Here is a 25,133-nt window from a genome sequence, read left to right as displayed (position 1 = left end):
TCAATCAATCAATCAATCAAAATTAATTTTGGCGCTGCTGTTGAGTTTGCCGGCGCTTAATGCCCAATCTGCGGTTCGATATAGCATTACCGATCTTGGGACGCTCGGTGGTTTGAGCAGTTCGGCGAAGGATATTAATGATCTCGGCCAAATTGTGGGGACTGCCGACACAGTTTCCGGAACCAGAAATGCTTTCATCTTCGGCAATGGCCAAATGACTGATTTAGGCCAGTTTGGGGGGCTATTTGTTGATCCCAGCTCGATTAATGACAGTGGGCAAATCACTGGATCTGTGTTTGGTTCAAACGGTACAAACCACGGATTTCTTTACTCAAACGGCCAATCGGTTGATATCGGTGTTGCTGACCATTGGGTTTCGGCCAACGGGATCAACAATCATGGTCACGTGGTGGGAACCGATCTTCAGTCGGGCGGTTTCCTGTATGCCAATGGCTCGTTCGTCAATCTGGGGATAGCAGCTAACTCCAGCTTTTTCGATATCAATGACAATCATCAAATTACCGGAAACATGGAGTTTGCCAATGGCGAATACCATGCATTTTCCTACGCCAATGGCCAAACGGTCGATCTTGGAACTCTGGGGGGTACCCAAAGCAACGGGGCAGACATCAACAATGTGGGCCAAATTGTTGGCAGTTCTTCGTTAGTTGGCGATGACTTCCCATACCGCGCGTTTTTGTGGGATAGCGGTGTGATGACGGGTTTGGGTACGCTTGGAGGGAATAGCAGCGACGCCTCGGCAATCAATGATAACGGCGAGATAGTCGGTTATTCGGGTACTTCGAATGGGGATCCACACGCCTTTTTTTATAGTAACGGCGTAATGACCGATTTGAATACGTTGATTGCGTTGGATTCGGGCTGGGTATTGCGGTTTGCCAATGGAATAAACAACAGCGGCCAAATCGTAGGTTCCGGCATTAACCGGGAAGGTTACTCGCGCGCATTTTTACTGACGCCGGTGGCGGCAGTGCCGGTGCCAGCGGCGGCTTGGCTGTTTGGTTCGGTGTTGGCAGGATTTGGTTGGACTACAAGTAAACGTAGGATCTCTAGTCGGTCGTAATTGCTAACTATCCGGCTCCCTTAGCCAAGTAGGTCAGGGTGCGCGCTAGCGTTCCCTGACAATTTTGCTTCGATTTGTCACGTAACCGCTATCGCGTCAACGTGACCTACAAAACTGTTCATGTTAAGTGACGCTAGGACGCCTAACTTTCGGCACAGTACCTGGCCGTGGCGGCTCAAGTTCCAAAGTAATTTTACGTCCAAGTAATGATACGCGCGATTTTGGGCAAGTCATTCCGACCGGACAATCGATGATTTGATAGCTGACTTGTTTCAGAAAATCAGCTCCGCGAAGCGCTTGGTCATTCCAGCCGTAATACATATTTAAATAAGCGCCCTTCCAACTGATAGCGATCGCCTTTAATTTCACCTTACCTGGTGCCGCTTGTCGCAAACAATCTAACCAGGATTCGAGTAAATGATTTTGGTAGGTTTGATTCATTTCAATCGGAGCCCACATAATCCCAGCGCCGGCTTCGTCACCGAATCTAGGTGCCCAAAGGTGCGCTAATTCCCAATCTTCGCTTAAGCCCAGTTCACCTCGTTGGAAGTAATCCGTACGACCTTGAAAGTTTTTCCGTTTGGCAAGAGCGGGTTTCAACCAGCCCACGATTTCAACGATATGGCCTTCGCTTTCGACGTTGCTAGAATATTTAGCAATACTGATTATTCCACCTGTCCTTGCAGTTTTACGTTCGGCATTCAGCAGATTTGGAGTGAATTCAATCATCTTTCCGTCCTTAGCGGATTTATGCCCGCTAAAAGTTCACTATGTTTCGCAATTTCAAAGCCATTGCACCCAGATCTCGGTATGCTTAACTTTAGCATGGTATCTATTTAGCCCGCATAGATAAGCGGTAGCGTAATCGTACGCATGAGGTTGGTCACATTCTCTCCGATTACGCTTTCGCTAATCGGAGCTACCTTTAGCCCCCAACCTAGCCAACAACTTCTCCAAAAACATCACCTTATCCTCCATATCCTTAAAGGCTTGGGTAAAGCGTAACTTGTCCGCGCCATCGAATTTATACACCTGCGACTGGCTTTGAATCATCAGGATCAACTCGCCGGTATCGATTTGCGGCGTGGCGGTAAAGACGATGCGGCCGCCGGTGGCGTGGGCTTCGATTTTGCGAATGCCCAGATGCGCGGCTTGTTGTTTTAGTTCGGTGATTGCGAACAAGGCTTTGACTTGATCCGGCAATAAACCGAAGCGGTCGATCATTTCGATTTTTAACTTGCGCAAATCGTTTTCTGTTTCGGCGCTGGCAATGCGTTTGTACAGCACCAAACGAGCGTGGATGTCCGGCAAGTAGTCTTCAGGGATCAGCGCGGCGATTTGCAAATCCACTTCCGGGCCGGTATCCAGCGGCGCGTCCAGTTCCGGTTGCTTGCCGGATTTTAAGGCTTTGACCGCGCGTTCCAGCAATTCGGTGTACATGGTGAAACCGATTTCCTGAATCTGCCCACTTTGTTCGTCGCCCAACAACTCGCCGGCGCCGCGGATTTCCATGTCGTGTGAGGACAGCATGAAGCCGGCGCCCAGTTCGCCGGAGGTCTCGAAAGCTTCCAGGCGTTTGATGGCGTCCTTGGTCATCAAGGATTTAGGCGGCACGATGCAGTAGGCATACGCGCGGTGATGCGAACGGCCGACCCGGCCGCGCAACTGGTGCAACTGGGCCAGGCCCAGCTTGTCGGCGCGGTTGATGACGATGGTGTTGGCGCTGGGGATATCGATGCCGCTTTCGATGATGGTGCTGGCAATCAGCAGATTGAAACGCTGGTGGTAAAAATCCAGCATGATTTGCTCCAGCTCGCGTTCTGCCATCTGGCCGTGGGCGATCTGAATCCGCGCTTCCGGCACCAGTTCGCTCAGCTCGCGCATCATTTTTTCCATGCTTTTCACGTCGTTGTGCAGGAAAAATACCTGGCCGCCACGTTTGATTTCCCGTTGGCAGGCTTCCTGCACTTGCGAGTCTATCCACTCGGTGACAAAAGTTTTGATGGCGTGGCGGTTGGGCGGCGGGGTGGCGATGATGGAAATATCGCGTAGGCCGGCCATAGCCATGTTCAAGGTGCGCGGGATTGGCGTCGCAGTTAAGGTCAACAAGTCCAGCTCGTGGCGCAGTTTTTTGAAATGCTCTTTTTGCGTGACGCCAAAGCGGTGTTCTTCGTCGATGACCACCAAGCCCAAGGCCTTGTAGCGCACTTCCTTGGATAACAGCTTGTGCGTACCAATGACAATATCGACTTTGCCGTCGGCCAAGTCGTCTGCAATGGCTTTTTGTTGTTTGGGCGTGACGAAGCGCGAGGTGACTTCGATACGTACCGGCCAGTCGGCGAAGCGGTCACGGAAGTTTTGATAATGCTGTTGTGCGAGCAGGGTGGTGGGTACTAGCACCGCGACTTGTTTGCCGCTTTGCACCGCCACAAAGGCCGCGCGCATCGCCACTTCGGTTTTGCCGAACCCGACGTCGCCGCAGACCACGCGGTCCATCGGTTGGGTGGCGGCCATGTCTTGCAGGATGGCTTCGATGGCGCTGAGCTGATCCGGGGTTTCCTCGAACGGGAAGGCGGCGGCAAAGGCGTTGTAGTCGCTGTTGTCGATATTAAAAGCAAAGCCTTCGCGGGCGGCGCGTTTGGCGTGGATGTCCAGCAATTCGGCGGCCACGTCGCGGGCGCGCTCCATGGCTTTTTTCTTGGCTTTGCTCCATTGGTCAGTGCCTAAACGATGCAGCGGGGCGTTTTCGGCGCTGACGCCGCTGTAACGACCGATCATGTGCAGTGAGGACACAGGCACATAAATCTTGTCGTGGTTGGCGTATTCCAGCATCAAAAACTCGGCGTCGATGCCGCCGACATTGAGAATCTGCAAACCCAGGTAGCGGCCGACGCCGTGTTCCTGATGCACCACCGGCGAACCGATACTTAGCTCGTCGAGATTGTTGAAAATGTTTTCCAGCGCTCGGGCCGCCGATTTTTGTCGGCGCCGGCGTTGTTGAACTTTTTCACCGCTGAGTTGGCTTTCGGTGATGATGGCGAGTTTTGTACTTTCAAGCCAAAGCCCGTGATCCATCGGCGCGACGACAATGCACGGCGTATGATCGGTTTGTAAGAATTCCGGCCAGCTTTGGACTTGTTTAGCGGCGAGTTTGACGCTTTTTAATTTGTCGATCAGGCCTTCACGGTGGCCGGCAGTTTCGGCGACGAACAGGATCTTGCCGTCGAAGCCTTCGATGAATTGGCGCAGACGTTGTGCCGGTTCTTTCAAACGGCTGTCGATAGCGACATCCGGCAGCAGTTTGCAGTCGAACGCGTTGGCGGTTTCTGCTTGGTTGTCCAGCACTACGCGACTAAAGCTATCGGTGTGTTGCTGGATTTCCTCGGCCGACAGAAACAAACGCGTCGGCGGCAACAAGGGCCGGTCGGTATCGTATTTGCGTTGCTGGTAACGTTCGTCGGCTTCGCTATAAAAACGCTGGGCGTTTTCCGCAAAGTGGGCTGGCAACACAAACAAGGCGGATTTCGGCAGATAGGCAAACAGCGATTCGGTGCGTTCCACGAATAAGGGCAAATAATATTCGATGCCAGCCGGGGCGATTTGTTTGGAAACGTCGAGGTATAGATTGTTCTTGGGTGAAGCGTCCGGGAATTGCTCGCGGAAGGCCTGGCGGAAGCGTTTGATGGCTTCGTCGGTAAATGGAAACTCGCGGGCCGGAAACAGTTCGACTTTTTGCATTTTGTCTTGCGACATTTGCGTGTCGGGGTCGAAACTGCGAATTGATTCCACATCGTCGTCGAATAGTTCGATGCGGTAGGGCTGCTTGGAACCCATGGGAAACAAATCCAAAATCGAGCCGCGCACCGCAAATTCGCCGTGTTGATAGACTTGCGACACGCATTGATAGCCCACCGCTTCCAGCTTGGCGCGGGTGACTTCCAGGCTCAGGGTGCCGCCGACTTCGATGGCAAAGCTATGCGCCAGAATATGCTCGCGTGGCGCCAGTCGGTGCATCAGCGTAGCCACTGACAGGATCAACGCGCCGCGTTTGGTGTCGGGCAGCAGTGCCAGGGTGCGTAAGCGTTCGGAAATAATCTCCGGCAGCGGCGAGAATACGTCGTACGGCAAGGTTTCCCAATCCGGAAAATGCAGAATCGGCAGGCTGTTGTCTAAGAAAAATGCCAGCTCATGTTCCAGACGTAGCGCGGTTTGGGTGTCCGGCGTCACAATGACCAGCAGGCGTTTTTCCTGGGTGATCGCTTGGGCCAGCGTCAGCGAGTCGCCGCAGCCGCTCAGGCCGCTCCAGAATACCGTGGTGGGTTGCTGCGGCAATGCAGCGGCGGGTATTAGCGGTAAGGACATTGTGTTGAAATCAGATTTTTGAAGCGCTTAATTATAACCAGTAAGGTCATGCTTGGACTAAGCATCCGCGCTTTGTCATTAGCCGGCGTTGGAAATACTGTTGGTGAGTATTTGCCGCAAATTCGCGGCCTAAAACCTATGTTCAGCTGTTTGGGATTTAAATGCTTAAATTTTTCTGCTGTAACTCGATTTCCTGCATGTAACGCTGGAGGTTGTTTTCGAACACTTGCGGGATGTGGGTGAATTTGCAGCCGATGCGATGTTGATAGGTTGTGGCGTTGGCTCGCACATTAGTCACGCTTTTAATGACAAAACCTACGTGTGCCCTGCTGCCATCGTGTAAATACAAGGCGCATTCGTCTATGACAGTATCGGGCACTAAAAAGTCGGCAATTTTAGTGTCGGGATTCAAAAACGAAAATCCGGAAATACTGATGTCGGCCAGGCTGAACACTTTGGTTTGCGTATCCACTTCACCGGCTTCATTTTCTAGGGTCAAATTGAGTTCGCAGGTGCTGTTTTTATGAGACAGAGGCACTTTGACGCGATAATACTGGCGGCGTTGCATCCAGAATATCGCGTCCGGAATAGGCATCGCAAACACCGGATGGCCGTCGCTTTGCGATTTTTTGATCGCTTTGCCGCGGAACGAAACTTTAATGCCTTCGTATTCGGTACGGAACAGCACTTTCGCTGAGCCTAGCAGCTGCTTATTCAGCAATTCCGTGGGTGCAACATCCAGCGTGATTAGATTGGCTTTTTGATCGAGATCGATAATGGTGGTCAAAAACGATTGGTTATGTTCGCCAAAGTGCGCGGAGATGATGCACTTCTTTTTTATCAGATCGCTTAAGTGACTAAAAATCATTTTGGCGCTTCTAACGAGATAGTCGGATTCTTTTTCCATTAAATTGCTAAATTTTGCGGATAGGTGAGAGCACTGCTGTAAAATACCGCAGATTATAGTGCATAGGAAAGGAGTTTTGATGGGTTGGTTGCTATTGTTCGCCGCGGGTTGCTCGGAAATCGTGTTTGCGATAAGTCTTAAATACAACGACGGGTTTTCCAAGCTATGGCCGAGCGTAGTGACCGGCGTATCGGGCGCTGGCAGTTTTTACCTGTTAATGCTGGCGATCAGAACCCTGCCTTTGGGTACGGCGTATGCGGTGTGGACCGGGATGGGTGCGGTCGGCGTCGCGATAATCGGGATTTTTCTGTTTAAGGAATCGGCGGACTGGTTCCGCTTGGCGTCGATTCTGTTAATCATTGTCGGCATCGTCGGTTTGAAGCTGACGCATGTGGAATAATGCTGCATTTGTTATCGCAATTGCCGTTGCAAGCGGCGGTTATCGAGCGCATTGGTAACGGTGATGATGTCGTCTTGATGGATGGCGCGGTGTGTGCCTCGCTGGCCGGGCATAGTGGTAATGCCTTGTTGCGGCAATTGTTGAGTCAGTCGTGTCGGATTTATGCATTGCAAGAGATGTTGCTTGTTCACGGTATTGATCAGCGGCACGTATTGGCCGGTGTGGAATCGGTCGATTACGCGGGCTTGGTCGAGCTGACCGTGCGGAATCCGGTGATTCATTCGTGGTGTTGATGGTCGACGGCGTTGCGTTGCCAACCAGTGACGATGGTTTTCTGCGCGATGCCGGGCAATGGAATCGCCGCGTGGCCGATGAATTGGCCCGGCTTGAATCCATCGAAATTAGCGACGCACATTGGGAAATCCTGCTGTACATTCGCGATTACTATCAACAATTCCAGCACTTGCCCAATGCCCGAATGTTTGTGGCGGCTATCCGCAAGAAGTTCGGGGAAGACAAGGGCAATAGCCGTTATCTGCAAAAGCTGTTTCCACAAGGGCCGTTGAAATACGCCTGTAAAATCGCCGGCTTGCCCAAGCCACCCACCTGTTTATAAAAATGTTTTCAAGAGAGTTTCATGAGTAACCCCCGTGTTGGATTTATCAGTTTAGGTTGCCCGAAAGCCCTGGTCGATAGCGAGCAGATTCTGACCAGGCTGCGCAGCGAAGGCTATCAGGTTTCGCCGAACTACAAGGATTCGGATTTGGTGATCGTCAATACCTGCGGCTTTATCGATGCGGCGGTTGAAGAGTCGCTGGACAGCATCGGTGAAGCGTTGGCGGAAAACGGTAAGGTGATCGTCACCGGTTGTCTCGGGGCGCGCCAGGATGAAATTTTGGCGCGTCATCCGCAGGTTTTAAAAATCACCGGCGCCCACGCGACTGACGAAGTGGTGTCTGCGGTGCACGAATACTTGCCGCCGGCGCATAACCCATTTACAGATTTAGTGCCGCCGCAAGGTATCAAACTAACACCCAAGCATTATGCTTATCTGAAAATCTCCGAGGGTTGTAATCACAGATGTACGTTTTGCATCATCCCGTCGATGCGTGGGGATTTGGTCAGCAGGCCCATTGATGATGTGATGTTGGAAGCCGAGCGGCTAGCCGATGCGGGTGTTAAGGAATTGCTGATCGTCTCGCAAGATACCAGCGCTTACGGTTTGGATTTGAAATACGAAAGCCGGCGCTGGCGCGGCCGGGAAGTACAGACCCGGTTTTACGATTTGGCCGAAGCATTGGGTGAGTTGGGTATCTGGGCGCGGATGCATTATGTCTATCCTTATCCGCATGTCGATGACGTCGTGCCGTTGATGGCGGAAGGCAAGATCCTGCCGTATCTGGATATTCCGTTTCAGCACGCCAATAGTCGAATTTTAAAGCTGATGAAAAGGCCGGCTGCGGCGGAGAATAATCTGGAGCGCATCCGCGCCTGGCGGAAGATTTGTCCCGATTTGACTATTCGCAGTACGTTTATCGTAGGATTTCCTGGAGAAACCGAGCAAGACTTTGCAGAGTTGCTGCAATTTTTAACGGAAGCGCAAATGGATAGGGTGGGCTGTTTTGCTTATTCGCCGGTGAAGGGAGCGGTAGCGAACGATTTGCCGGACGCTGTTCCGGAAGAAGTCAAGCAGGAACGTCTGGCGCGGTTTATGGAGCACCAAGCAGCTATCAGCGCCGAACGCTTACAACGCCGGGTTGGCCGAATCGAAACGGTTCTGGTAGACGAAGTGGTCGAGGAGGGGGCGGTCGCGCGCAGCAAAAGCGATGCACCTGAAATTGACGGCCAGGTGTTTATCGACGGCGCAAGCCATTTACAAGTCGGCGATTTCGTCGATGTGGAAATCGAGGAAGCCGACGAGTATGACTTGTGGGGTAAACTGATCTAACGAAAAAGCCGCTGGTTAGGCGGCTTTTTCAGTTCAATTTACAGCGGTGTTACGTTTTCCGCTTGTGGACCTTTTTGGCCGTTGGTCACTTCCATAGTGACTTTTTGGCCTTCTTTCAAGGTTTTGCGGCCGTTGCCGTTGATGGCGCTGAAATGTACGAATACATCTTTGCCGCCTTCTTGCTCAATGAAGCCGAAGCCTTTTTCATCATTGAACCATTTTACTTTGCCTTCTACTTGAACTGACATAAATCTCTCTTGCTAATAAAGTGCTATTCGCTGGTTTGTAACTAGGGTTGGTGAATAAAGCAGGTAGTGGAAAACAATGTTTGTTGATCCGATTGCAGACTTGAAAAGCGACAACGATACCGAGCTAAATCAACTCCATTATACATCGCAATCGGCGGGTATCCACAAAAACTAGCTAGATTTTGCGTGCTAAATGCTTGTGACAATAGTGTGTCAACGGTCATTGTTGGATGCTTATGTCAGGCTAACGCAGGTTGCGGGTGGCTATTGGCAGGCTAAGATATTGAAATAAAGTGGTTTTTTATGAGGCTTTTGTGGATGCTCGCTTGGCTTAAATCCGCTTTTGGGCGCTTGCAAATGCGAAATTGGTCGTCGCAAAAAACAAAAAAAATACTGGATTTTGCAATTGACCTATTGGGCAGGCCATGAAAAAAGACTGCCCAATAAAGCTTGTCGCGTCAAAAATAGCTGCCGTTAATCAGAAAATGGGTAGCAATACTACCGAAAAAACCGATCAAAATGACCGGCATCCATTTCAAGTGTGCGCTAAAGGAGTAAAGGCCTTTCATTTGGCCCATCAAGCCTACGCCTGCCGCGGAGCCGATTGCCAGTAAGCTGCCGCCGACGCCGGCGGTTAATGTCACTAACAACCATTGGCCTTGCGAGATGTCGGGATGCATGGTCAGTACCGCAAACATGATGGTACCGTTATCGATGAACGCCGACAGGATGCCGACTACAATGTTGGCGATGGTCGGGTCCATGCCCACGTACAATACATCCGAGGCCATGGTCAAATAACCGATGAAACTCAAGCCGCCGACGCTGATCATTACGCCGTAAAAAAACAGCAGGGTGTCCCATTCCAGCGTCGCAACACTTTTGAATACGTCGAATTTTTGGCTTGGTCTCGCGTCGGGAACCGCAACGTTAAATAATTTATACACGTGGGCGAAATCGCTAATTTTGCCGTTGTCTTTATCGGCGGTTTTTTGCAGATAAAAGCCCAGGAATTTTAGATAGGTCAGACCAGCCAGCATGCCCGCCGCCGGCGGCAGTTTCAACATGTTTTCGAAGCAGACCGCGGTAATAATCGTCAGTAAAAACAGCACGATCATAGTCAACGCGCCGCGTTTCATTTTTGGGGCTTTACCCACAGCCGCCGGTTGTTGTTTGGGTATCCAGAAATGCATGATTATCGCCGGCAGTGCGAAATTGACCACGGCAGGAATGAATAGCGAGTAGAAGTCTTTAAAGGGTACTACCCCGCTTTGCCATACCAGCAGCGTGGTGATGTCGCCGAACGGACTGAACGAACCGCCGGCATTGGTCGCGACTACTACGTTGATGCAAGCGAGTGTAACGAACTTGCGGTTTTCCTTGCCCATTGCCGCGATTACTGCCCCCATTAGCAAGGCCGTGGTCAAGTTGTTGCAAACCGAGGACATAAAGAACGACATGATGCCGGTAATCCAGAACAGCTTACGGTAGCTGAATCCTTTGCTGAGCAACCAAACCCGCAAATTATCAAAGACGCCGCGATCTTCCATCGCATTGAGATAGGCCATCGACACCATGATGAACAAAAACAATTCCGCATAGCCTTCCAGGCAGGCACGGAACGCGTGTCCGGCCTGTTCGCTCATGCCATTATTCACGTAAATGCCGGCGATAAAAGCCCAGATCAAGCTCGCCGCTAACACCATGGGTTTGGATTTGTTTAATTCGGTGACCTCTTCGGTCATCGCCAGCAGATAGGCTACCGCAAAAATGCCGATAGCCAGATAGCCGACCCAATGCTTAGTCAGATTAAGGGCTTGTGTTGCTTGTTCTGCGTCTGCCCAAGCTATCAGTGGTGAGCAGGCGAGTAAAATGAGTAGAAGGATGCGCGAAAACACGGGTGAACTCCTTTCAATAACTGGGTGCTGGACAGTCACGGTAGGGAGTGAGTTCCTCGACCGTGACTGCTTTTGCCGTGCCCGCTTAACTACGGGCTTGGCTATCACGATATTACAAAGCTTGTAACTTTACAGCGATTGTAGTTTAGCATTGCTAAAGTGCGGGGCGTCCGGCCAGGAATGCCCCTGTTTTAGATGCTTTTTGCTAGTCTACCGGGGATAGGCTTAAAGTCTGCCTATCTTTTTATCATTGGGCTTCGAGTAAATACGTCAGCCAGAGTGAGGACAGTTTTTCCTGTACCGTGTTTTGCCGCAGACGGGCAGCCAGATTTGGGAAATCCACATAGTCCAGCGCCTGATCCTGGTTGTAACAGGAGTACATAAAGCTCTCTTCGCCGCTTTCCGGATCCACGTGTTTGCATAAGCATTGGGCGCAGACGCCTTTCATCATGCATTGCATCGGCGAGTTGATTGAGCCGACCGCTTCGTGGCCTTCCTTCAAGTACGGTTTCAAGGCGGCAAAACGTGCTGCTTTTACGGCTGCCATCATCCGGTCGGAACCGATCACGATCAGGTGATCGACGTCTTGCAGAAGCAAGCTGGTTTCGCCCAATTTTCCGGTAGCATAGGACACCATGGCTTCGACGATATTACCGACGAAGGTTTTATCCTGTGGCCGGGTGACAGGAATAGCGTCGTTACCGGGTCTGTCATCGACGGCCCAAACGATCACGTCGGACGCTTCCTCGATTTCCGGCACCTTGAACAGGTCTTCGCTGTTACGGTAACCGGCGAAATACAGCACCTTGTTACCGGCATTGCGCATGGCTTTACCGATTGAGAACAGTACCGCGTTACCCAAACCGCCGCCCAGCAGCAAAACGGTTTTGCCGGTTGGAATTTCGGTTGGCGCACCCGTGACACCCATTAACACCAGCGGATCGCCCACTTTCCAGGTCGCGCACAAGCGGCTGGAACTGCCCATTTCCAAGGCAATCAAGGACACCAGGCCTTTCTCCTTGTCTACCCAGGCGCCGGTCAGTGCCAAGCCCTCGGCGGCCAATGTAGTACCTTCCACTACGGGAGCCAGTGACTCGTAGTTTTGCACGCGGTAAAACTGGCCTGGTTCGAAATGTTTCGCGGCAGCCGGTGCTTTGATGACCACTTCGATGATGGTTGGCGTCAGACGATTCACTTCAACGACATGCGCCAGGAAAGTCGCGTCCAGTTTGTTTTGCAAATCGCGTAACTGTGTATCGCGTTGCGGCTGTTGCGCAGCGTCCAAGCCAGCCAGTTCGTTGGCGAATAACTTAACAATGTACGGATAACCGTCTTTCGCGCTGGCCATCGCCTTCACCACGTTGCCGGCGTAAACCGGGTGGTTGTCGCCGTAAAACGTAATGTAACGACCGTTGCTGTGGTAAGAGGTAAACGGCGCCGGTTTGCCGACTTTGACTTGCGTTTCGTCAGTGCTTGCAACCAACTCTGCTTGGCCTTGCAACCATTCCGGCTCGTGGCGTTTGTAGAATTTGCGATCCATCACAAAGGTGCCGGGGTGTTCGGATTGATAGATGGTATTCGGTGCGGTGCCGGCGGCGATGAACAAGCCGCGCAGTTTCACTTCCACTTCATCGGTTTTGCGCCATTTGCCGTCTTCTTCGGCCAGTTTCTCAAAGCGTACGGCTTGCAAATGGCCGTATTGATCTTCTATGGCTTCCAGAGGGCTCATGCCTTCGGCCAGGTAAATACCTTCCGACAGCGCTTCGTGGATCTCTTCGTGATTCTGCCGATAAGCCGGTGAATCCTTGATGCCTTTACGATAGAACAGCGTCACGCCGCCCCATTGTTTCAGGAAAGGCAGAAAATTGGGCATTTCACCGGCGGCAGCGGCGCGTTCGCGCTCCTGCTCGATCACGCGGCCATGCGCCAAGAACTCTTCCAGAATTTCCAGTTCTTCGCCGTCGTACCGGCTGCGCACTGCTGCTTCACCGTACTTGGCGACTAATTTGTCGTAGCGATGCAAAATCTTGCTGACTTGCACGGGGTAGTAGGCCAGCAACTCGGTGGTGGTATCGATAGCGGTCAAGCCGCCACCGATGACGCCGGCGGGCAAGCGCACTTGCAAATTAGCCAGCGAGGATTCTTTCGCCGCACCGGTCAATTGCAGACCCATCAAAAAGTCGGACGCCTTGCGGATGCCGCGGATCAGGTTATTTTTCAGATCGATCACGGTGGGTTTGCCGGCGCCGCTGGCGATGGCGATATGATCGAAACCCATCTCCCAGGCTTCATCGATAGTGATGGTGCCGCCGAAACGCACGCCGCCGTAGCATTTGAATGCACTGCGACGCAGCAGGGTCAGGTAGATGACTTTCAAAAAGTTCTTATCCCAACGCACGGTAATGCCGTATTCGGCCACGCCGCCGAAGCCCAGCAGCACGCGCTTATCCAGGTCTTCGTACAGGCTTTGGAAGTCCATAATCGGCATCGGCAGGTTGTCGCGGTCGCCGGTCAGATGCAGGGGTAGCGGCTCGATTTTCAAGGCATCGATACCGACGACGCCAAAGCCTTCGTTCAACAGGTAGTGCGACAAGGTGTAACCGGCTGGACCCATGCCCGCCACCAGCACATTTTTGCCATTGTAAGGCAACGCGGTGGAGCGCTTGATGTTGAGTGGGTTCCAGCGCGTTAACAGGCTGTAAATTTCAAAACCCCAAGGCATGAACAGCACATCGGTCAGCACATTGGTTTCGATTTGCGGAATATTCACCGACTCGGTTTTTTGGTAAATACAACCGCGCATGCAGTCGTTGCATATCCGGTGGCCGGTGCCTGGGCACATCGGGTTGTCGATGATGATCATCGCCAGTGCGCCGATATTGTCGCCTTGGCGTTTGACCACATGCATCTCGGAGATTTTTTCTTCCAGCGGGCAACCCGTCATCAACGCGCTCAAATGATTGGTTTTGAACGTGCCGTCTTTTTTGTTCTTGATGCCTTTGGAGCAGGAGTCGTTATCGCGGTCGTGGCAGTAAATGCAATGATCGACTTCGTACAACACCTGGCGTTGTTTGAAGCGTTTGTCGGTCAAGGCAAAGCCATCGCGGCGGCGCTGATGGTGATCGTTGCACGCCCAAACATCAAAGCCGTTTGGTGACACGGTGTCGTGTTCGACCAGATTGTCCAGATTGGTTTTTTCCGGAACCTTGAAGCTCACCCATTTGGCGACATAGGCTTGCAATTCAGGATCTTGCTTGGCGGCAAAACTCCAGCGGCAGACGATGTCCAGCAAGCCGGCTACCAGCGCAGCGGGACTGTCGCAGCCGCTGAGTTGATCTTGCAGGTGGGCAACATCGGCATCGGTAATCTCTGCCTGTTGTGATAAGCGCCATAAATCGGCACCCAGCTGGCTCACGGCCAATTCCGGGTCGGCCTGGAATAAATCTTGTCTGTCGGTGGCCGTTAGCAGACCAGCCAATTGGCTGCGCAGTGCGGCAATATCCCAGCCTTCGATAGTTTGGCCTTTGAACAGCTTGCTTAAATTACCGACGATTTCGGTGCGATAAACAAATATCGCGTCGAATTCGCCACGAATAGTGCCGATTTGTTGGTCGCGGACATCGCTGACATTGAACAAACGCGCGACGAATGTCCCGACCAGCGGTGCCATCTTTACCAATAACTCGGAAATGTCCTCCGGCTTCATGCCTTCGCCGCCACAGGCGCGGTAAGCGGTAATTTCCGCAAACAAGGCTGCATCGTGTTGCTGTACCGACTGATCGAATACTGTCAACAAATCAGACAGACGTTTGGCATCGTATAAGTCTTTATATTCAAAGCCGGGGATGCCGAGGGTGAGTTGGGTAAGGTCGCGAGTATTAAGCTTTTGTGTCATCAAGTTATTCCGTGAGCGTTCGCTTGAAGTGATAAATGAAAATTCGGTTTAAGGCATGTCGTCGACGACGCTGTCCTTGGCGGGCGGCATCAGGTCGTCGCGGCTCAAGCCCAGGCTCAGAGCGAGTGAGCTGGCGATGTAAATTGACGAGTAGGTGCCTTTAACGACGCCGATCAGCATCGCAATGGCAAAGCCGTGGATGGTTTTGCCGCCGAGGAATGCCAGGGCCAAAAGTGTTAAAAATACGGTCAACGAGGTCAGAATGGTTCGGCTCAGGGTGTCGTTCAGTGCGGTGTTGACGATTTCGTTGATCGATTCCTTGATGCGGCTAGTGCGGACGGTTTCGCGAATCCGGTCGTAGACCACGATGGTGTCGTTGATGGAATAACCGATCAACGCCAAAATCGCCGATAACACGGTCATGTCAAATTCCCAGCCAAACACCGAGAAAAAGCCCATCGTAATGATGCTGTCGTGGAATAAAGCGGCGATGGCGCTCAACGATAATTTCCACTCAAAGCGAATGCTGACGTAGACCATGATGCCGACAAAGGCGAAGAACAGTGCCAGACCGCCATCGTTGACCAAGTCATCACCCACTTGCGGGCCGACGAATTCAACTCGGCGCAGCTCGCCCGGTTGGCTTTGGCTGCTATTGGCGACGCTTAGCACTTTTTCGCTAAGCTCTTTTTGGCTGATGTTTTCTACCGGCTTCAGCCGGATTAACACGTCGGCCGCGCTGCCGAAATGTTGCAGATTGGCATCGGCAAAGCCCTGTTGTTCCAGCGTGCTGCGCATCTTGTCCAGATCCGCCGCTTGGTTGTAATGCAATTCGTAAAGGCTGCCGCCGGTAAAGTCTATGCCCAGATCCAGACCCTTGACGAAAAACGAAACAATGGAAATTAATAGCAGGGTGCCGGAAAAGTAAAAGGCCAGTTTTCTTTTGCTAAGAAAATCAATATGTGTAGCGGAAGTCATGCCAATGTTCCTGATAAATGGTAAGTGTTGCGTTCCGGTCGCGCTGAATCCAAGGTGTCAAATAGAAAGCTTGCGGACGATAAGGCGGAGAATTGTACTATTTTCTCCAGAAAGTAGGTGTAAAAAGCACGATCAGCGTGAATACTTCCAAGCGTCCCAATAGCATGGCGACAGAACAAATCCAGGTTTGAAAATCGCTGAGACTTTGGTAATTGCCGGCAGGTCCGACTTGATTCAATCCGGGGCCGGCATTATTGATGCAGGCGATAACCGCGCTAAGCGCAGAGATCGGGTCCAGGCCGGAAAAAATCAAGGAAAAGGTCAGCACCACGATGGAAATGAAGTACAGGAAAATAAACGCCAGGACCGCGAAAATGATTTTGTTGGCGATGGGGGTGTTGCCGATCCGAATTGGGTTGACCGCACGCGGATGCAGTAGGCTGAACATTTCCCGGCCGGCTTGTTTCCATAACAATAAAGTACGGAACATTTTGATGCCGCCGCCAGTAGAGCCGGTGCAGACGGTAATGCAGCTCAGATATAGCATCCACCACGGTACAAACGGCGGCCATTTGTCGAAATCCGCGCTCATGAAGCCGCAGTCGGTGGCTATCGATACCAGGTTGAAAGTCACATGGCGCAAGCTGGTAAAGAAATCCGGGTAGGTATCGAAATGCCATAGATAGCCGCTGCAAAGCAAAATGCTGCCGGCTACGACACCCAACATCGGTATTGCTTCCGGGTCCGATAGATAGGGTTTCAGGCTGCGATGATGCAGTACCGTGTAGTGCGTGGCGAAATTCATCGCCGCGATCAACATGAAAATAGTCAGTACCAATTCAATGGCTGGCGAATCATAAAAGCTGATGCTGGCGTCGTGCGTCGAAAATCCACCCAAGCCCAGCGTGGCAAAGGAGTGGCAAATGGCATCGAACCAACCCATGCCGGCCAAATTTAATGCCAGGATACAGGCTAACGTGGCACCGGCGTAGACCAGCCAGAGCAAGCGAGCGGTTTCGGCGATGCGCGGGGTGATCTTGCTGTCCTTAACCGGGCCGGCGATTTCAGCTTTGTACAGCTGCATCCCCCCGACGCCCAGCAAAGGCAGAATCGCCACGGCCAGGACGATGATTCCCAGTCCGCCTATCCAGTTCAGCTCGTGTCGCCAGAGGTTGAGTGACGGCGCCAAATTGTCCAGACCGACCAATACAGTGGCGCCGGTGGTGGTAAATCCGGAGACGCATTCGAAAAAAGCGTCCGTGAACGTCAGGCCGGGTATACCCCACATCAACGGCAGTGTGGCCGCTGAAGACATCAAGATCCAGAACGAGGCGACCAACAGATAGCCGTCCCGCGTTTTTACATCGCCGCGAAAGCGCATGGTTAAGCCGGATAGCAGGCTGCCGATACCAATATTCAATGACATGCCGTTCAAGAAGTGATCGACCATGCCATCCTCAAAATACAGCGAAGTGGCTATCGGTAGCGCGTAGGTGACGCCGAAGACCATTAAGATCAGGCCGAGTACAAACCCTAAAGTGCAAAAACGTTGCATAGTGCCCTGATTAAAACCGAAAAGGTTTTGCCGTGTTGTTATAGATCGCCGGTCTCGACGCGCTAAACAGCCGAGCGCGTCGCAGCCGGCAATTGTAACAAACAATCGCCGAAATGGGCCTGTCACATAAGCTTAAACAAAGCTTCATATTGTTGTCACAAAGCATCTCTAAGCTGGCCTCGTCATCAGGGATAAACGTGAAACGGAAAATCGACGATTTCCAACTGCTGCATGAAGGTCGCGGTCGACGCGTGCGGCAAACAACGAGGAGCAGACCATGAAGCTGATTTACTCAATTCATAAGTACGACGTGACCATGTTTACCTGGCTAAACGGCGTCGCCATTCATGCCTATCTAGTGCGCTTTTGCCGCATGATTTCCCGAACCGCCGACGGTTTTCTGTACGTCATTCTCGCGGCCTGGCTCTATTGGGATCAAGGGATCAACGATGCGTTGTTGCGGACCATGATCTTAGCGTTTTTGATCGAAAGACCGGTTTATACGCTGCTGAAAAAAGGCTTTAAGCGCAACCGCCCGCAGCAAGCGTTGCAGGATTTCAAAAGCGTGATTACGCCATCGGATCAATTCAGTTTTCCATCCGGACATACCTCAGCCGCATTTATGGTAGCGACCTTGCTGGGGTATTTCGCGCCGTCGCTGATGCCGGCGCTTTATGTTTGGGCCGCATTGGTGGGTTTTTCCAGAGTGGTTTTGGGCGTGCATTTTCCCACCGATACGCTGATGGGCGTTGTCTTGGGTGTTAGTACGGCAATTTTTAGTCTCGATTACATTTTATGATGAAAATTTTTTACGGTGTGCAAGGCACGGGCAATGGTCACATTACCCGTGCCAGAGTGATGGCGAAAGAACTATACGCGGCGGGTTTTGATGTCACCTTCCAATTTACCGGCCGGCCGGCGGATAAATACTTCGATATGGAGGTGTTTAACGGTTATCAAGTCAAAACCGGTTTGACCTTTAACACCCACAACGGTCAGGTCAGCTATGTGAAAACCGCTATGGAAGCCAGTCCGATCCGCTTTGTCAAAGACATCAACAGTCTGGATTTAAGCGCTTACGACTTAGTGATCAGCGATTTCGAGCCCGTTACCGCTTGGGCCGCGAAACGGCAAAAGAAAAAAGTGCTGGGTATCGGCCACCAATATGCGTTTAGACACAAAATTCCCCGCGCCGGTGGCGATCCGATTGCCGAGCAGGTAATGAAGTATTTCGCGCCGGCCGACATCGGCATTGGTTTGCACTGGCATCATTTCGGTCAGCCGATCTTGCCACCGATTATCGAAACCCCGGCGTTTCCGCAAAATAGCCAAGCCAATAAGATTGTGGTGTATTTGCCCTTCGAAGACCCGCAAGCGGTGGTTAAGCTGTTGTGTCCGTTCGAAAACTATGAATTTCATGTCTATGCGCCGGAGCCGGCGGTGTCGAAATATCCGCACATCGTTTGCAAGCAACTGTCCAGAACAGGCTTTCAGCGTGATTTGTACGATTGTGCCGGCATCATCAGTAATGCCGGGTTCGAATTGGCCAGCGAGTCCTTGCAGTTGGGCAAGAAGATTCTCGTCAAGCCTCTGCACGCGCAAATGGAGCAGATTTCAAACGCCGAGGCTTTAAAGCAACTGGGCTACGGTCACACGATGTTTGATCTGGATGACGCGGTGATCGAGGACTGGCTGCACAATCCGCATGCGGTGCATGTGACTTATCCCAATATCGCCAAAGTTATCGTGCAATGGCTCAAGGATGGCATGCCGGAGATGGACGCGGAATTCACCGAGCGGGTTTGGGAGTCGGTCCAGGTGTTGCCGATAAAATACTAAGCAGGCTTAATCCTTATCTTCGTCGGGTATCAGCCCTTTCAATTGTTGCGATAACAGCGTTTGTGCGCCGGTAGTCACGATTTCCTCGCCGGGCTGCAATCCGTCGGCCACGAAATAGCCTTGGCTAGTGTTGCTGTATTGCTTGAGCGCCCGGCGGCTGAAATGCTCCGTATCGGTTTTGACAAACACAAAAGCTTGGCCCAGATGCCAGACCAAGGCCGGTTGCGGGATAGTGATGCCAGTATTGGCTTGGCCGCCCTGCGGAATCCAGACGGTGATATGGGTGCCGAACGGCAGGCGGCAGTCTGAACATTTGAAGAAATAACGCGGGCCTTGCGACACCGGATCGACTTGTGGCGCTGCGGAAATTAACTCGGCGGGTAAAGCGGCCTGACGCTGGCCACGTTCATGAACATGAATAACATTGATGCCCGGATCGAGCCGGCTGTTGGCGGGCAGGGTAATTTGCAGTAACTGGGCGCGATGTTCCAGCAATTGCGCGGCGTTTTTATCCTGAGCTTTGGTAAACCAGCTGCTCAAGGTGTCGCCCCAGATTAGGCGGCTATTGGCGGCGATCAGTTGTTGCTGGTAGCTATTGGCGGCCAGATTGGCTTTGTCCGCCTGCCAGATCGCTTGCTGTTCCTGCAGGCGGCGGGTGGAAACGATGTCTTGTTGATGCAGGTCGCGGGTGCGATTCAAGTTTTGCGCCGCCTCGCTGTAGCGGGCTTGTGCGCTGTCTTGCTGGGCGCTGGCGGCCAGGAATTGCTGGCGGATGCTCAGTAGCGGTTCCGGATTGAGCACCGTACCGTAAGCGGCAATTTCGGGCGTTTGCCTAACCGCTACGAGTGTTTGGGTTTGAATGCCGGCCGACTTTTGAGCCGTCCGGTCCAAATGTAATGCATCGGGGTCGGCATTCGGGCTGGTCTGTTTGGTTTGGGCGGTGCTTGAGGGGGGGGCGTCGTCATCGTCCGCCAACGCGGCGGCCGGAATCAGATTAAGAACGCCCAGCCAGCCGGCGAGGAAAAGTGCTGTTCGCATGAATTTTATTGAATGAAGTTTGACGCCTTAATGGCCGGACTTAAGTTAGGTACTCTCCGCATGGCCCAAGATTATAAAGTTTGGGCTGGCGGGGGCTGTAATTTTTTGTTGTGTTAAAAAAATAGCCGGTTATCCTTTTGGATTACTGTTACGGCTTGAGGGAAATGCAAATGAGTGAAACACCTGAAAATTTGAAATATGCCGAAACCCATGAATGGGCCAAGCTGGAGGACGACAACCTGGTGCGCGTCGGTATCACCGACTTCGCGCAATCCGAATTGGGCGACATAGTGTTTATCGGCTTGCCCGATGTGGGCCGGGTCGTGAAAGCGGGAGAACAACTGGCAGTGGTGGAATCGGTGAAAACCGCATCCGATCTGTTCAGCCCGGTTAGCGGCAGTGTGGTCGAGGTCAACGAAGCGGTGACGGACGAGCCGGAGTTGGTGAATGACGGTGCGTATCAAACCTGGCTGTTTTCTATCAAAGCCGATAACCCAGCGGAACTGGAACAATTAATGGATGCCGATGCTTATCGGACCCTGATCGAGGAGTAGGACTAGCCAATGGCAAATCAAAATGCAAAGGGATTTAAGCGGCTGATCAATGCCTGTTTCTTTTCGGTTGCTGGCTTCAAAGCCACTTGGCAACATGAAGAGGCGTTTCGTCAGGAAGTAGCGTTGTTCGTGGTGACGACGCCGCTGGCAATCTGGCTGGGCCAATCCGACATCGAAAAAGTCCTGTTAATCGGCAGCGTGGTATTGGTGTTGCTGGTGGAGTTGTTGAATTCCGCAGTGGAAGCGGTAGTGGATAGAGTCGGTTTCGAACATCACGAACTATCCGGGCGGGCCAAGGACATAGGCTCGGCGGCGGTCATGTTGTCCTTGATTTGGGCCGGCGTGACTTGGGCGTTGATTTTGTTATAAGAGGTAAAGACGAAGAATAGCGGTTGATTTTGTCGCTTCCGTCTTGTGCCTGTTTCAAACATCCGTTACCTTAGGGCCGCTGAAATCGTTAAACAAGGATAATAATGAGTGCATTGATCTGTGGCTCCATGGCCTACGACACCATCATGGTGTTTCACGACAAATTTAAACATCACATCCTCCCAGAGAAAGTACATATGCTGAATGTGTCTTTCCTGGTGCCTGCCCTGCGCCGCGAATACGGCGGCTGTGCCGGTAACATCGCTTACAACATGAAATTATTGCAGGAAGAGCCAGCTATCATGGCTACCGTCGGCCACGATTTCGAACCCTACGCGCAATGGTTGAGCCAATGCGGCATCTCCAGTCGTTATATCAAGGTGCTGGACGATCATTACACCGGTCAGGCCTATATCACCACAGACGTAGACGACAACCAAATCACCGCGTTCCACCCTGGTGCGATGAGCTTTTCGCATTTAAACACTGTTCCGGCCGACTCTGGTATTACCATCGGCATCGTCTCGCCTGACGGTAAACAAGGCATGCAGGAGCATGCTCAACAGTTTGTCGATCAGGGCATTCCGTTTATTTTCGATCCAGGCCAAGGCATGCCAATGTTCGATGGCGACGAGTTGTTGGCGTTTCTGGAACTGGCCAATTACGCTACTTTCAACGATTACGAGTCGGAATTGATGCAACAACGAACCGGCTTGACGCTGGAGCAAATCGCCGAAAAAGTCGATGCCCTGATCATCACCTTGGGCGGCAACGGTTCCAAAGTCTATACCCGCGGCGAATGCATCGATATTCCGCCAGCCAAGCCCAAACAACTGCTGGACCCCACCGGCTGCGGCGACGCTTATCGTGCTGGTCTGCTGTACGGTTTGATCAACGATTACGATTGGGATGTTACCGGTCGGATTGCTTCACTGCTGGGCGCGATCAAAATCGAACACAACGGCACCCAGAACCATACCTTCACGATGGCGGAATTCAAAAAACGCTATCAGGATACGTTTGGTTCGACATTTTGAGTTTGACTAAAACCCGGGAACTGCTGGCTTTGATGGCCCGCTTGCGCGACCCGGAAAAGGGTTGCGCCTGGGACGTCAAGCAGGATTTTCATAGCCTGATCCCCTATACCATCGAAGAAGCTTACGAGGTGGCCGACGCCATCGAACGAAACGACTTCGAGGATTTGCGCGGCGAATTGGGCGACCTGTTGCTGCAAGTGGTGTTTCACTCGCGGATTGCCGAAGAACGCGGCTTGTTCGACTTTGAGCAGGTGGCGGCGGCAATCAGCGAGAAACTGGTGAGTCGGCATCCGCATGTGTTTGCCGATGTCAAATTCGATACCGATGAGCAACGCCAACAAGCCTGGGACGCAGCCAAAGCGCAAGAACGCCGCCTGAAACAGCCGGCACAGCAAACAGAAAGCGTGTTGGCCGGCGTCGCGCAAAGCCTGCCGGCCCTGGTGCAATGCGAAAAAATTCAAAATCGCGCCGCCAGCCACGGCTTCGATTGGCCGGATACCGAGCCGGTGTTCGAAAAAGTGCGGGAGGAATTGCACGAAGTGCACGAAGCCTGGCAATCCGGCGATCAGGCCCATATTCACGAGGAGGTCGGCGATCTGTTGCTGGTGGCGGTCAATCTGGCCCGGCATTTAAAAGTCAATCCGGAAATAGCCCTGCGCGAAGCCACTAAAAAATTCACCCGCCGGTTTAATTACATCGAAAAACAGGTGGAAGCCTCCGGCCGCGAGTTGCGCGATTGCGAACTGGCGGAACTGGACGGCCTGTGGAACGAAGCCAAACGTCACTTAAAGCAATTGCAGAAAAATGGCTAATTCGCGCAAGGGTGGCTTAAAACCCTCAAGTTACAAAGCGTGCTATTTGAGTGTGCTTTTCAGCATCTGGGTATATAGCCCAAGCGCAACGGCCGAATTATTGGGGACAATCTCCGATGAAACCGCGCCGGTTACCAAGTCGCTCGAACCCAAAACCGGCAAAAACGACGACCGGAAAATTATCTATCGAGTCATTTGCTCGCCTGACGATCAAGACTTGCCCGACTGCGACCGGTCAGCCGTTGACGACGGAAACGAAACCGCCGCATTGCCGATGCCCGATTTGCCCCCGGATAGCGCGGATCTGGCAGAACAATCCGCGCAAACTGACGCCGCGAAAGTGACTGTGGAGGAAAAGCCGCAGAAGTCCACGCATAAAAAAGCAGCCAAGCCCAGTAAGTCCGCAAAAAAGACTGCCACAAAAAAGATGGCAGCCAAAAAGTCGGATAGCAAGAAAAAGTCGCGCAAATAGAGTTTAGAGGTCCCTTTTAAGCAGACACGGACGGCCAAATTGGCAAAGCCCCTGGCTTGACTTGGGCGCTAGCGGAACTGCCGGCCGGGTTTATGGTCGAGTAGATCTAAACTTTTCAAGAGGCATCCCCATGAAGCTCCCCTGCATCCCCGCCATTCCCGCTTCCGAAATCACGCCACGCGAGCTGTTTTACCAGCGCCGGCATTTTATGCAGTTGGCATTGGGCGGCTCTGCCGCGTTGCTGGCGGGAACTGCTGTTGGTGGGGAAAAACTGGCAAGCAGTCTATCCGAAGCTTACGGCTTGACCGATAAACTGACACCTCTGGAAGACGTCAGCCAATACAATAATTTCTACGAATTCGATACCAGCAAGGAAGGTCCGGCCAAAATGGCCGGCCGCCTGAAAACTCGGCCGTGGACGGTCAGCGTGGAAGGTGAAGTCCGTAAACCCAAACAATTTGCCATAGAAGATTTACTGAAGCTGGCGCCGATGCAGGAGCGCATCTACCGTCTGCGGTGCGTGGAAGCGTGGTCGATGGTGATTCCCTGGCTAGGTTATCCCTTGGCGGAGCTGCTGAAACAAGTTGAGCCGACCAGTGAGGCCCGTTATGTGGAGTTCGTCAGTCTGCACGACCCTGAACAACTACCCGGTCAGCGTCGCGCCGTGCTGGAATGGCCGTATCGGGAAGGTCTGCGCATCGACGAAGCCATGCATCCCTTGGCTCTGCTGAGCTTTGGCTTATACGGCGAAGTCTTACCCAATCAAAACGGCGCGCCCGTACGCATCGTCGTGCCGTGGAAATACGGCTTCAAAAGCGCCAAATCCATCGTCAAGATTCGCTTGCTCAAGCAGCAGCCGACGAGCAGCTGGATGCACGCCGGTCCCAGCGAATACGGTTTTTATGCCAACGTCAATCCGGAAGTCGATCACCCGCGTTGGAGCCAGGCCAAGGAGCGCCGCTTGGGCGAGTTTCTAAAACGTCCGACCTTGCCGTTCAACGGCTACGCTGAGCAAGTCGCCGGCTTGTATGCCGGGATGGATTTGACTAAGAACTTTTGAAAAATGAATTGGAAAACGCTTGAAGATACTCACCTGCGCCATCTAAAAGCGCTGGTATTTTTGCTGGCCTTGCTACCTTTGGCGCTATTGCTGACGGCGGCCTGGCAAGACAATTTGGGCGCTAACCCCATCGAAAAAATCACCCATAACACCGGTTATTGGACGCTGACGTTTTTGCTGATCAGTCTCGGTGTCACGCCGTTGCGGCAACTGAGCGGCGCAAGCTGGTTGGTTCGGCTTAGACGTATGCTGGGATTGTTCGCCTTCTTCTACGCTTGTCTGCACTTCCTGACTTATCTGGTTTTAGACCAGTTTTTCGATTGGTCGGCTATAGCCAAGGACATTCTGAAGCGCCCTTACATTACCGTGGGTTTTGCGGCGTTTGTGCTGCTGATCCCGCTGGCCGTAACCTCCACCAACGCGATGCAACGCCGACTCGGCGGCAAAAATTGGAAACGCTTGCACCGTTTGGTCTACCTGATCGCCACTGCCGGCGTGGTGCATTTTGCCTGGCTGGTAAAAAAAGATTTAAGCCGGCCTTTGCTGTTTGCCGGGATACTGGCTTTGCTACTTGTCTTGCGCTGGATTAATAAGCTTAAAGTTGCTCGCTTAAGTCGGTCATATTCGACGGTTTAAGCTAGGCTTATAGCTTTTACGATTTGCAAAGGGATGCTCAG

At 52.4% G+C, this 25,133-nt stretch carries 22 protein-coding genes and 1 pseudogene; 14 read left to right on the top strand and 9 right to left on the bottom strand.

The genetic code is table 11. The features are described 5' to 3' along the window. Nucleotides 1-1,084 (top strand): annotated as a pseudogene (locus tag A1332_RS02935) (HAF repeat-containing protein); the annotation flags it as partial. Between the two features lie 123 nt (nt 1,085-1,207). Here the strand turns inward: A1332_RS02935 and A1332_RS02930 are convergent. The 3 genes from A1332_RS02930 to A1332_RS02920 all read right to left on the bottom strand — a co-directional run bounded on the left by A1332_RS02930 (nt 1,208) and on the right by A1332_RS02920 (nt 6,353). Next, entirely contained in the window at nt 1,208-1,813 is a 606-nt protein-coding gene (locus A1332_RS02930) for a polymorphic toxin type 4 domain-containing protein (RefSeq protein ID WP_064007067.1), read from the bottom strand. Nucleotides 1,814-1,993: 180 nt separating this feature from the next. Continuing rightward, nucleotides 1,994-5,446, bottom strand: coding sequence for a transcription-repair coupling factor (gene mfd, locus A1332_RS02925; RefSeq protein WP_064007066.1), 3,453 nt, complete (start codon nt 5,444-5,446; stop codon nt 1,994-1,996). Between the two features lie 157 nt (nt 5,447-5,603). After that, on the bottom strand, nt 5,604-6,353 hold the full coding sequence (locus tag A1332_RS02920) for a flagellar brake protein (RefSeq protein ID WP_064007065.1): 750 nt from the start codon (nt 6,351-6,353) through the stop codon (nt 5,604-5,606). A 79-nt stretch (nt 6,354-6,432) separates the two neighbouring features. Here A1332_RS02920 and A1332_RS02915 point away from each other — a divergent pair, with 79 nt between their 5' ends. From A1332_RS02915 to rimO, 4 genes are read left to right on the top strand one after another with little or no spacing between them, the layout of a single operon-like run. After that, entirely contained in the window at nt 6,433-6,753 is a 321-nt protein-coding gene (locus tag A1332_RS02915; protein ID WP_064007064.1) for a DMT family transporter, read from the top strand. Next, on the top strand, nt 6,753-7,046 hold the full coding sequence (locus A1332_RS02910; protein WP_064007063.1) for a DsrH/TusB family sulfur relay protein: 294 nt from the start codon (nt 6,753-6,755) through the stop codon (nt 7,044-7,046). Before A1332_RS02915 ends, A1332_RS02910 begins: the two co-directional genes overlap by 1 nt. Next, entirely contained in the window at nt 7,037-7,369 is a 333-nt protein-coding gene (locus A1332_RS02905; protein ID WP_197491378.1) for a TusE/DsrC/DsvC family sulfur relay protein, read from the top strand. The genes A1332_RS02910 and A1332_RS02905 overlap by 10 nt, the downstream gene beginning before the upstream one ends. A 21-nt stretch (nt 7,370-7,390) precedes the next feature. Beyond that, the gene (gene rimO / locus A1332_RS02900) at nt 7,391-8,701 is read left to right on the top strand and encodes a 30S ribosomal protein S12 methylthiotransferase RimO (RefSeq protein WP_064007062.1); all 1,311 of its coding nucleotides are present in this window, start codon (nt 7,391-7,393) and stop codon (nt 8,699-8,701) included. Nucleotides 8,702-8,739: 38 nt separating this feature from the next. On the opposite strand, the gene A1332_RS02895 is transcribed toward rimO, so the two are convergent. The 5 genes from A1332_RS02895 to A1332_RS02875 all read right to left on the bottom strand — a co-directional run bounded on the left by A1332_RS02895 (nt 8,740) and on the right by A1332_RS02875 (nt 17,275). Further along, nucleotides 8,740-8,949, bottom strand: a complete 210-nt coding sequence (locus tag A1332_RS02895) for a cold-shock protein (RefSeq protein ID WP_020483452.1) — start codon at nt 8,947-8,949, stop codon at nt 8,740-8,742. 458 nt (nt 8,950-9,407) lie between these two features. Then, a complete protein-coding gene (gene nhaD, locus A1332_RS02890) occupies nt 9,408-10,694 on the bottom strand; it encodes a sodium:proton antiporter NhaD (protein ID WP_157203923.1) in 1,287 nt (428 codons plus the stop codon). A 400-nt stretch (nt 10,695-11,094) separates the two neighbouring features. Next, nucleotides 11,095-14,742, bottom strand: a complete 3,648-nt coding sequence (locus tag A1332_RS02885) for a hypothetical protein (protein WP_064007060.1) — start codon at nt 14,740-14,742, stop codon at nt 11,095-11,097. A 48-nt stretch (nt 14,743-14,790) separates the two neighbouring features. Beyond that, entirely contained in the window at nt 14,791-15,720 is a 930-nt protein-coding gene (secF, locus tag A1332_RS02880; protein ID WP_064007059.1) for a protein translocase subunit SecF, read from the bottom strand. Nucleotides 15,721-15,817: 97 nt separating this feature from the next. Next, nucleotides 15,818-17,275, bottom strand: a complete 1,458-nt coding sequence (locus A1332_RS02875; protein ID WP_064007058.1) for a TrkH family potassium uptake protein — start codon at nt 17,273-17,275, stop codon at nt 15,818-15,820. 277 nt (nt 17,276-17,552) lie between these two features. Here A1332_RS02875 and A1332_RS02870 point away from each other — a divergent pair, with 277 nt between their 5' ends. Both A1332_RS02870 and A1332_RS02865 read left to right on the top strand, forming a co-directional pair. Next, a complete protein-coding gene (locus A1332_RS02870) occupies nt 17,553-18,074 on the top strand; it encodes a phosphatase PAP2 family protein (protein ID WP_064007057.1) in 522 nt (173 codons plus the stop codon). Next, nucleotides 18,074-19,114, top strand: a complete 1,041-nt coding sequence (locus A1332_RS02865) for an MJ1255/VC2487 family glycosyltransferase (RefSeq protein WP_064007056.1) — start codon at nt 18,074-18,076, stop codon at nt 19,112-19,114. The genes A1332_RS02870 and A1332_RS02865 overlap by 1 nt, the downstream gene beginning before the upstream one ends. A 6-nt stretch (nt 19,115-19,120) precedes the next feature. Here the strand turns inward: A1332_RS02865 and A1332_RS02860 are convergent, their stop codons facing one another. After that, nucleotides 19,121-20,152, bottom strand: a complete 1,032-nt coding sequence (locus A1332_RS02860; protein WP_064007055.1) for an efflux RND transporter periplasmic adaptor subunit — start codon at nt 20,150-20,152, stop codon at nt 19,121-19,123. A gap of 170 nt (nt 20,153-20,322) precedes the next feature. Here A1332_RS02860 and gcvH point away from each other — a divergent pair, with 170 nt between their 5' ends. The 7 genes from gcvH to A1332_RS02825 all read left to right on the top strand — a co-directional run bounded on the left by gcvH (nt 20,323) and on the right by A1332_RS02825 (nt 25,092). Beyond that, entirely contained in the window at nt 20,323-20,706 is a 384-nt protein-coding gene (gene gcvH / locus A1332_RS02855; RefSeq protein WP_064007079.1) for a glycine cleavage system protein GcvH, read from the top strand. Nucleotides 20,707-20,715: 9 nt separating this feature from the next. Further along, complete coding sequence (locus A1332_RS02850; RefSeq protein WP_064007054.1) at nt 20,716-21,075, top strand: diacylglycerol kinase; 360 nt, start codon at nt 20,716-20,718, stop codon at nt 21,073-21,075. A 104-nt stretch (nt 21,076-21,179) separates the two neighbouring features. Continuing rightward, nucleotides 21,180-22,112: a carbohydrate kinase family protein gene (locus tag A1332_RS02845; RefSeq protein ID WP_064007053.1), complete on the top strand. Its 933-nt coding sequence runs from the start codon at nt 21,180-21,182 to the stop codon at nt 22,110-22,112. Beyond that, a complete protein-coding gene (mazG, locus tag A1332_RS02840) occupies nt 22,109-22,924 on the top strand; it encodes a nucleoside triphosphate pyrophosphohydrolase (protein WP_197491377.1) in 816 nt (271 codons plus the stop codon). Before A1332_RS02845 ends, mazG begins: the two co-directional genes overlap by 4 nt. Continuing rightward, nucleotides 22,917-23,396, top strand: coding sequence for a hypothetical protein (locus A1332_RS02835; protein ID WP_064007052.1), 480 nt, complete (start codon nt 22,917-22,919; stop codon nt 23,394-23,396). Before mazG ends, A1332_RS02835 begins: the two co-directional genes overlap by 8 nt. Before the next feature lie 130 nt (nt 23,397-23,526). Continuing rightward, the gene (gene msrP / locus A1332_RS02830) at nt 23,527-24,456 is read left to right on the top strand and encodes a protein-methionine-sulfoxide reductase catalytic subunit MsrP (RefSeq protein WP_064007051.1); all 930 of its coding nucleotides are present in this window, start codon (nt 23,527-23,529) and stop codon (nt 24,454-24,456) included. A gap of 3 nt (nt 24,457-24,459) precedes the next feature. Further along, nucleotides 24,460-25,092 carry a sulfite oxidase heme-binding subunit YedZ gene (locus A1332_RS02825; RefSeq protein WP_064007050.1) on the top strand — a complete coding sequence of 211 codons (633 nt, stop codon included), beginning with the start codon at nt 24,460-24,462 and terminating at the stop codon, nt 25,090-25,092. Nucleotides 25,093-25,133: the final 41 nt, after the last annotated feature.

This window comes from Methylomonas methanica, assembly GCF_001644035.1.
GTDB lineage: Bacteria > Pseudomonadota > Gammaproteobacteria > Methylococcales > Methylomonadaceae > Methylomonas > Methylomonas methanica_A.
Note: the sequence above shows the minus strand (reverse complement) of the source record. Positions and strands in the feature narration are given on the sequence as shown.

Excerpts from the sequence above, each read along its gene's own strand:
- nhaD (WP_157203923.1), bottom strand. The coding sequence starts at position 10,694 with ATGACCGAAGAGGTCACCGAATTAAACAAATCCAAACCCATGGTGTTA.
- secF (WP_064007059.1), bottom strand. The coding sequence starts at position 15,720 with ATGACTTCCGCTACACATATTGATTTTCTTAGCAAAAGAAAACTGGCC.
- A1332_RS02825 (WP_064007050.1), top strand. The coding sequence starts at position 24,460 with ATGAATTGGAAAACGCTTGAAGATACTCACCTGCGCCATCTAAAAGCG.
- mfd (WP_064007066.1), bottom strand. The coding sequence starts at position 5,446 with ATGTCCTTACCGCTAATACCCGCCGCTGCATTGCCGCAGCAACCCACC.
- A1332_RS02850 (WP_064007054.1), top strand. The coding sequence starts at position 20,716 with ATGGCAAATCAAAATGCAAAGGGATTTAAGCGGCTGATCAATGCCTGT.
- A1332_RS02835 (WP_064007052.1), top strand. The coding sequence starts at position 22,917 with ATGGCTAATTCGCGCAAGGGTGGCTTAAAACCCTCAAGTTACAAAGCG.
- gcvH (WP_064007079.1), top strand. The coding sequence starts at position 20,323 with ATGAGTGAAACACCTGAAAATTTGAAATATGCCGAAACCCATGAATGG.
- rimO (WP_064007062.1), top strand. The coding sequence starts at position 7,391 with ATGAGTAACCCCCGTGTTGGATTTATCAGTTTAGGTTGCCCGAAAGCC.
- A1332_RS02920 (WP_064007065.1), bottom strand. The coding sequence starts at position 6,353 with ATGGAAAAAGAATCCGACTATCTCGTTAGAAGCGCCAAAATGATTTTT.
- A1332_RS02845 (WP_064007053.1), top strand. The coding sequence starts at position 21,180 with ATGAGTGCATTGATCTGTGGCTCCATGGCCTACGACACCATCATGGTG.
- A1332_RS02870 (WP_064007057.1), top strand. The coding sequence starts at position 17,553 with ATGAAGCTGATTTACTCAATTCATAAGTACGACGTGACCATGTTTACC.
- A1332_RS02895 (WP_020483452.1), bottom strand. The coding sequence starts at position 8,949 with ATGTCAGTTCAAGTAGAAGGCAAAGTAAAATGGTTCAATGATGAAAAA.
- A1332_RS02860 (WP_064007055.1), bottom strand. The coding sequence starts at position 20,152 with ATGCGAACAGCACTTTTCCTCGCCGGCTGGCTGGGCGTTCTTAATCTG.
- A1332_RS02865 (WP_064007056.1), top strand. The coding sequence starts at position 18,074 with ATGAAAATTTTTTACGGTGTGCAAGGCACGGGCAATGGTCACATTACC.
- A1332_RS02885 (WP_064007060.1), bottom strand. The coding sequence starts at position 14,742 with ATGACACAAAAGCTTAATACTCGCGACCTTACCCAACTCACCCTCGGC.
- A1332_RS02930 (WP_064007067.1), bottom strand. The coding sequence starts at position 1,813 with ATGATTGAATTCACTCCAAATCTGCTGAATGCCGAACGTAAAACTGCA.
- msrP (WP_064007051.1), top strand. The coding sequence starts at position 23,527 with ATGAAGCTCCCCTGCATCCCCGCCATTCCCGCTTCCGAAATCACGCCA.
- A1332_RS02910 (WP_064007063.1), top strand. The coding sequence starts at position 6,753 with ATGCTGCATTTGTTATCGCAATTGCCGTTGCAAGCGGCGGTTATCGAG.
- A1332_RS02915 (WP_064007064.1), top strand. The coding sequence starts at position 6,433 with ATGGGTTGGTTGCTATTGTTCGCCGCGGGTTGCTCGGAAATCGTGTTT.
- A1332_RS02875 (WP_064007058.1), bottom strand. The coding sequence starts at position 17,275 with ATGCAACGTTTTTGCACTTTAGGGTTTGTACTCGGCCTGATCTTAATG.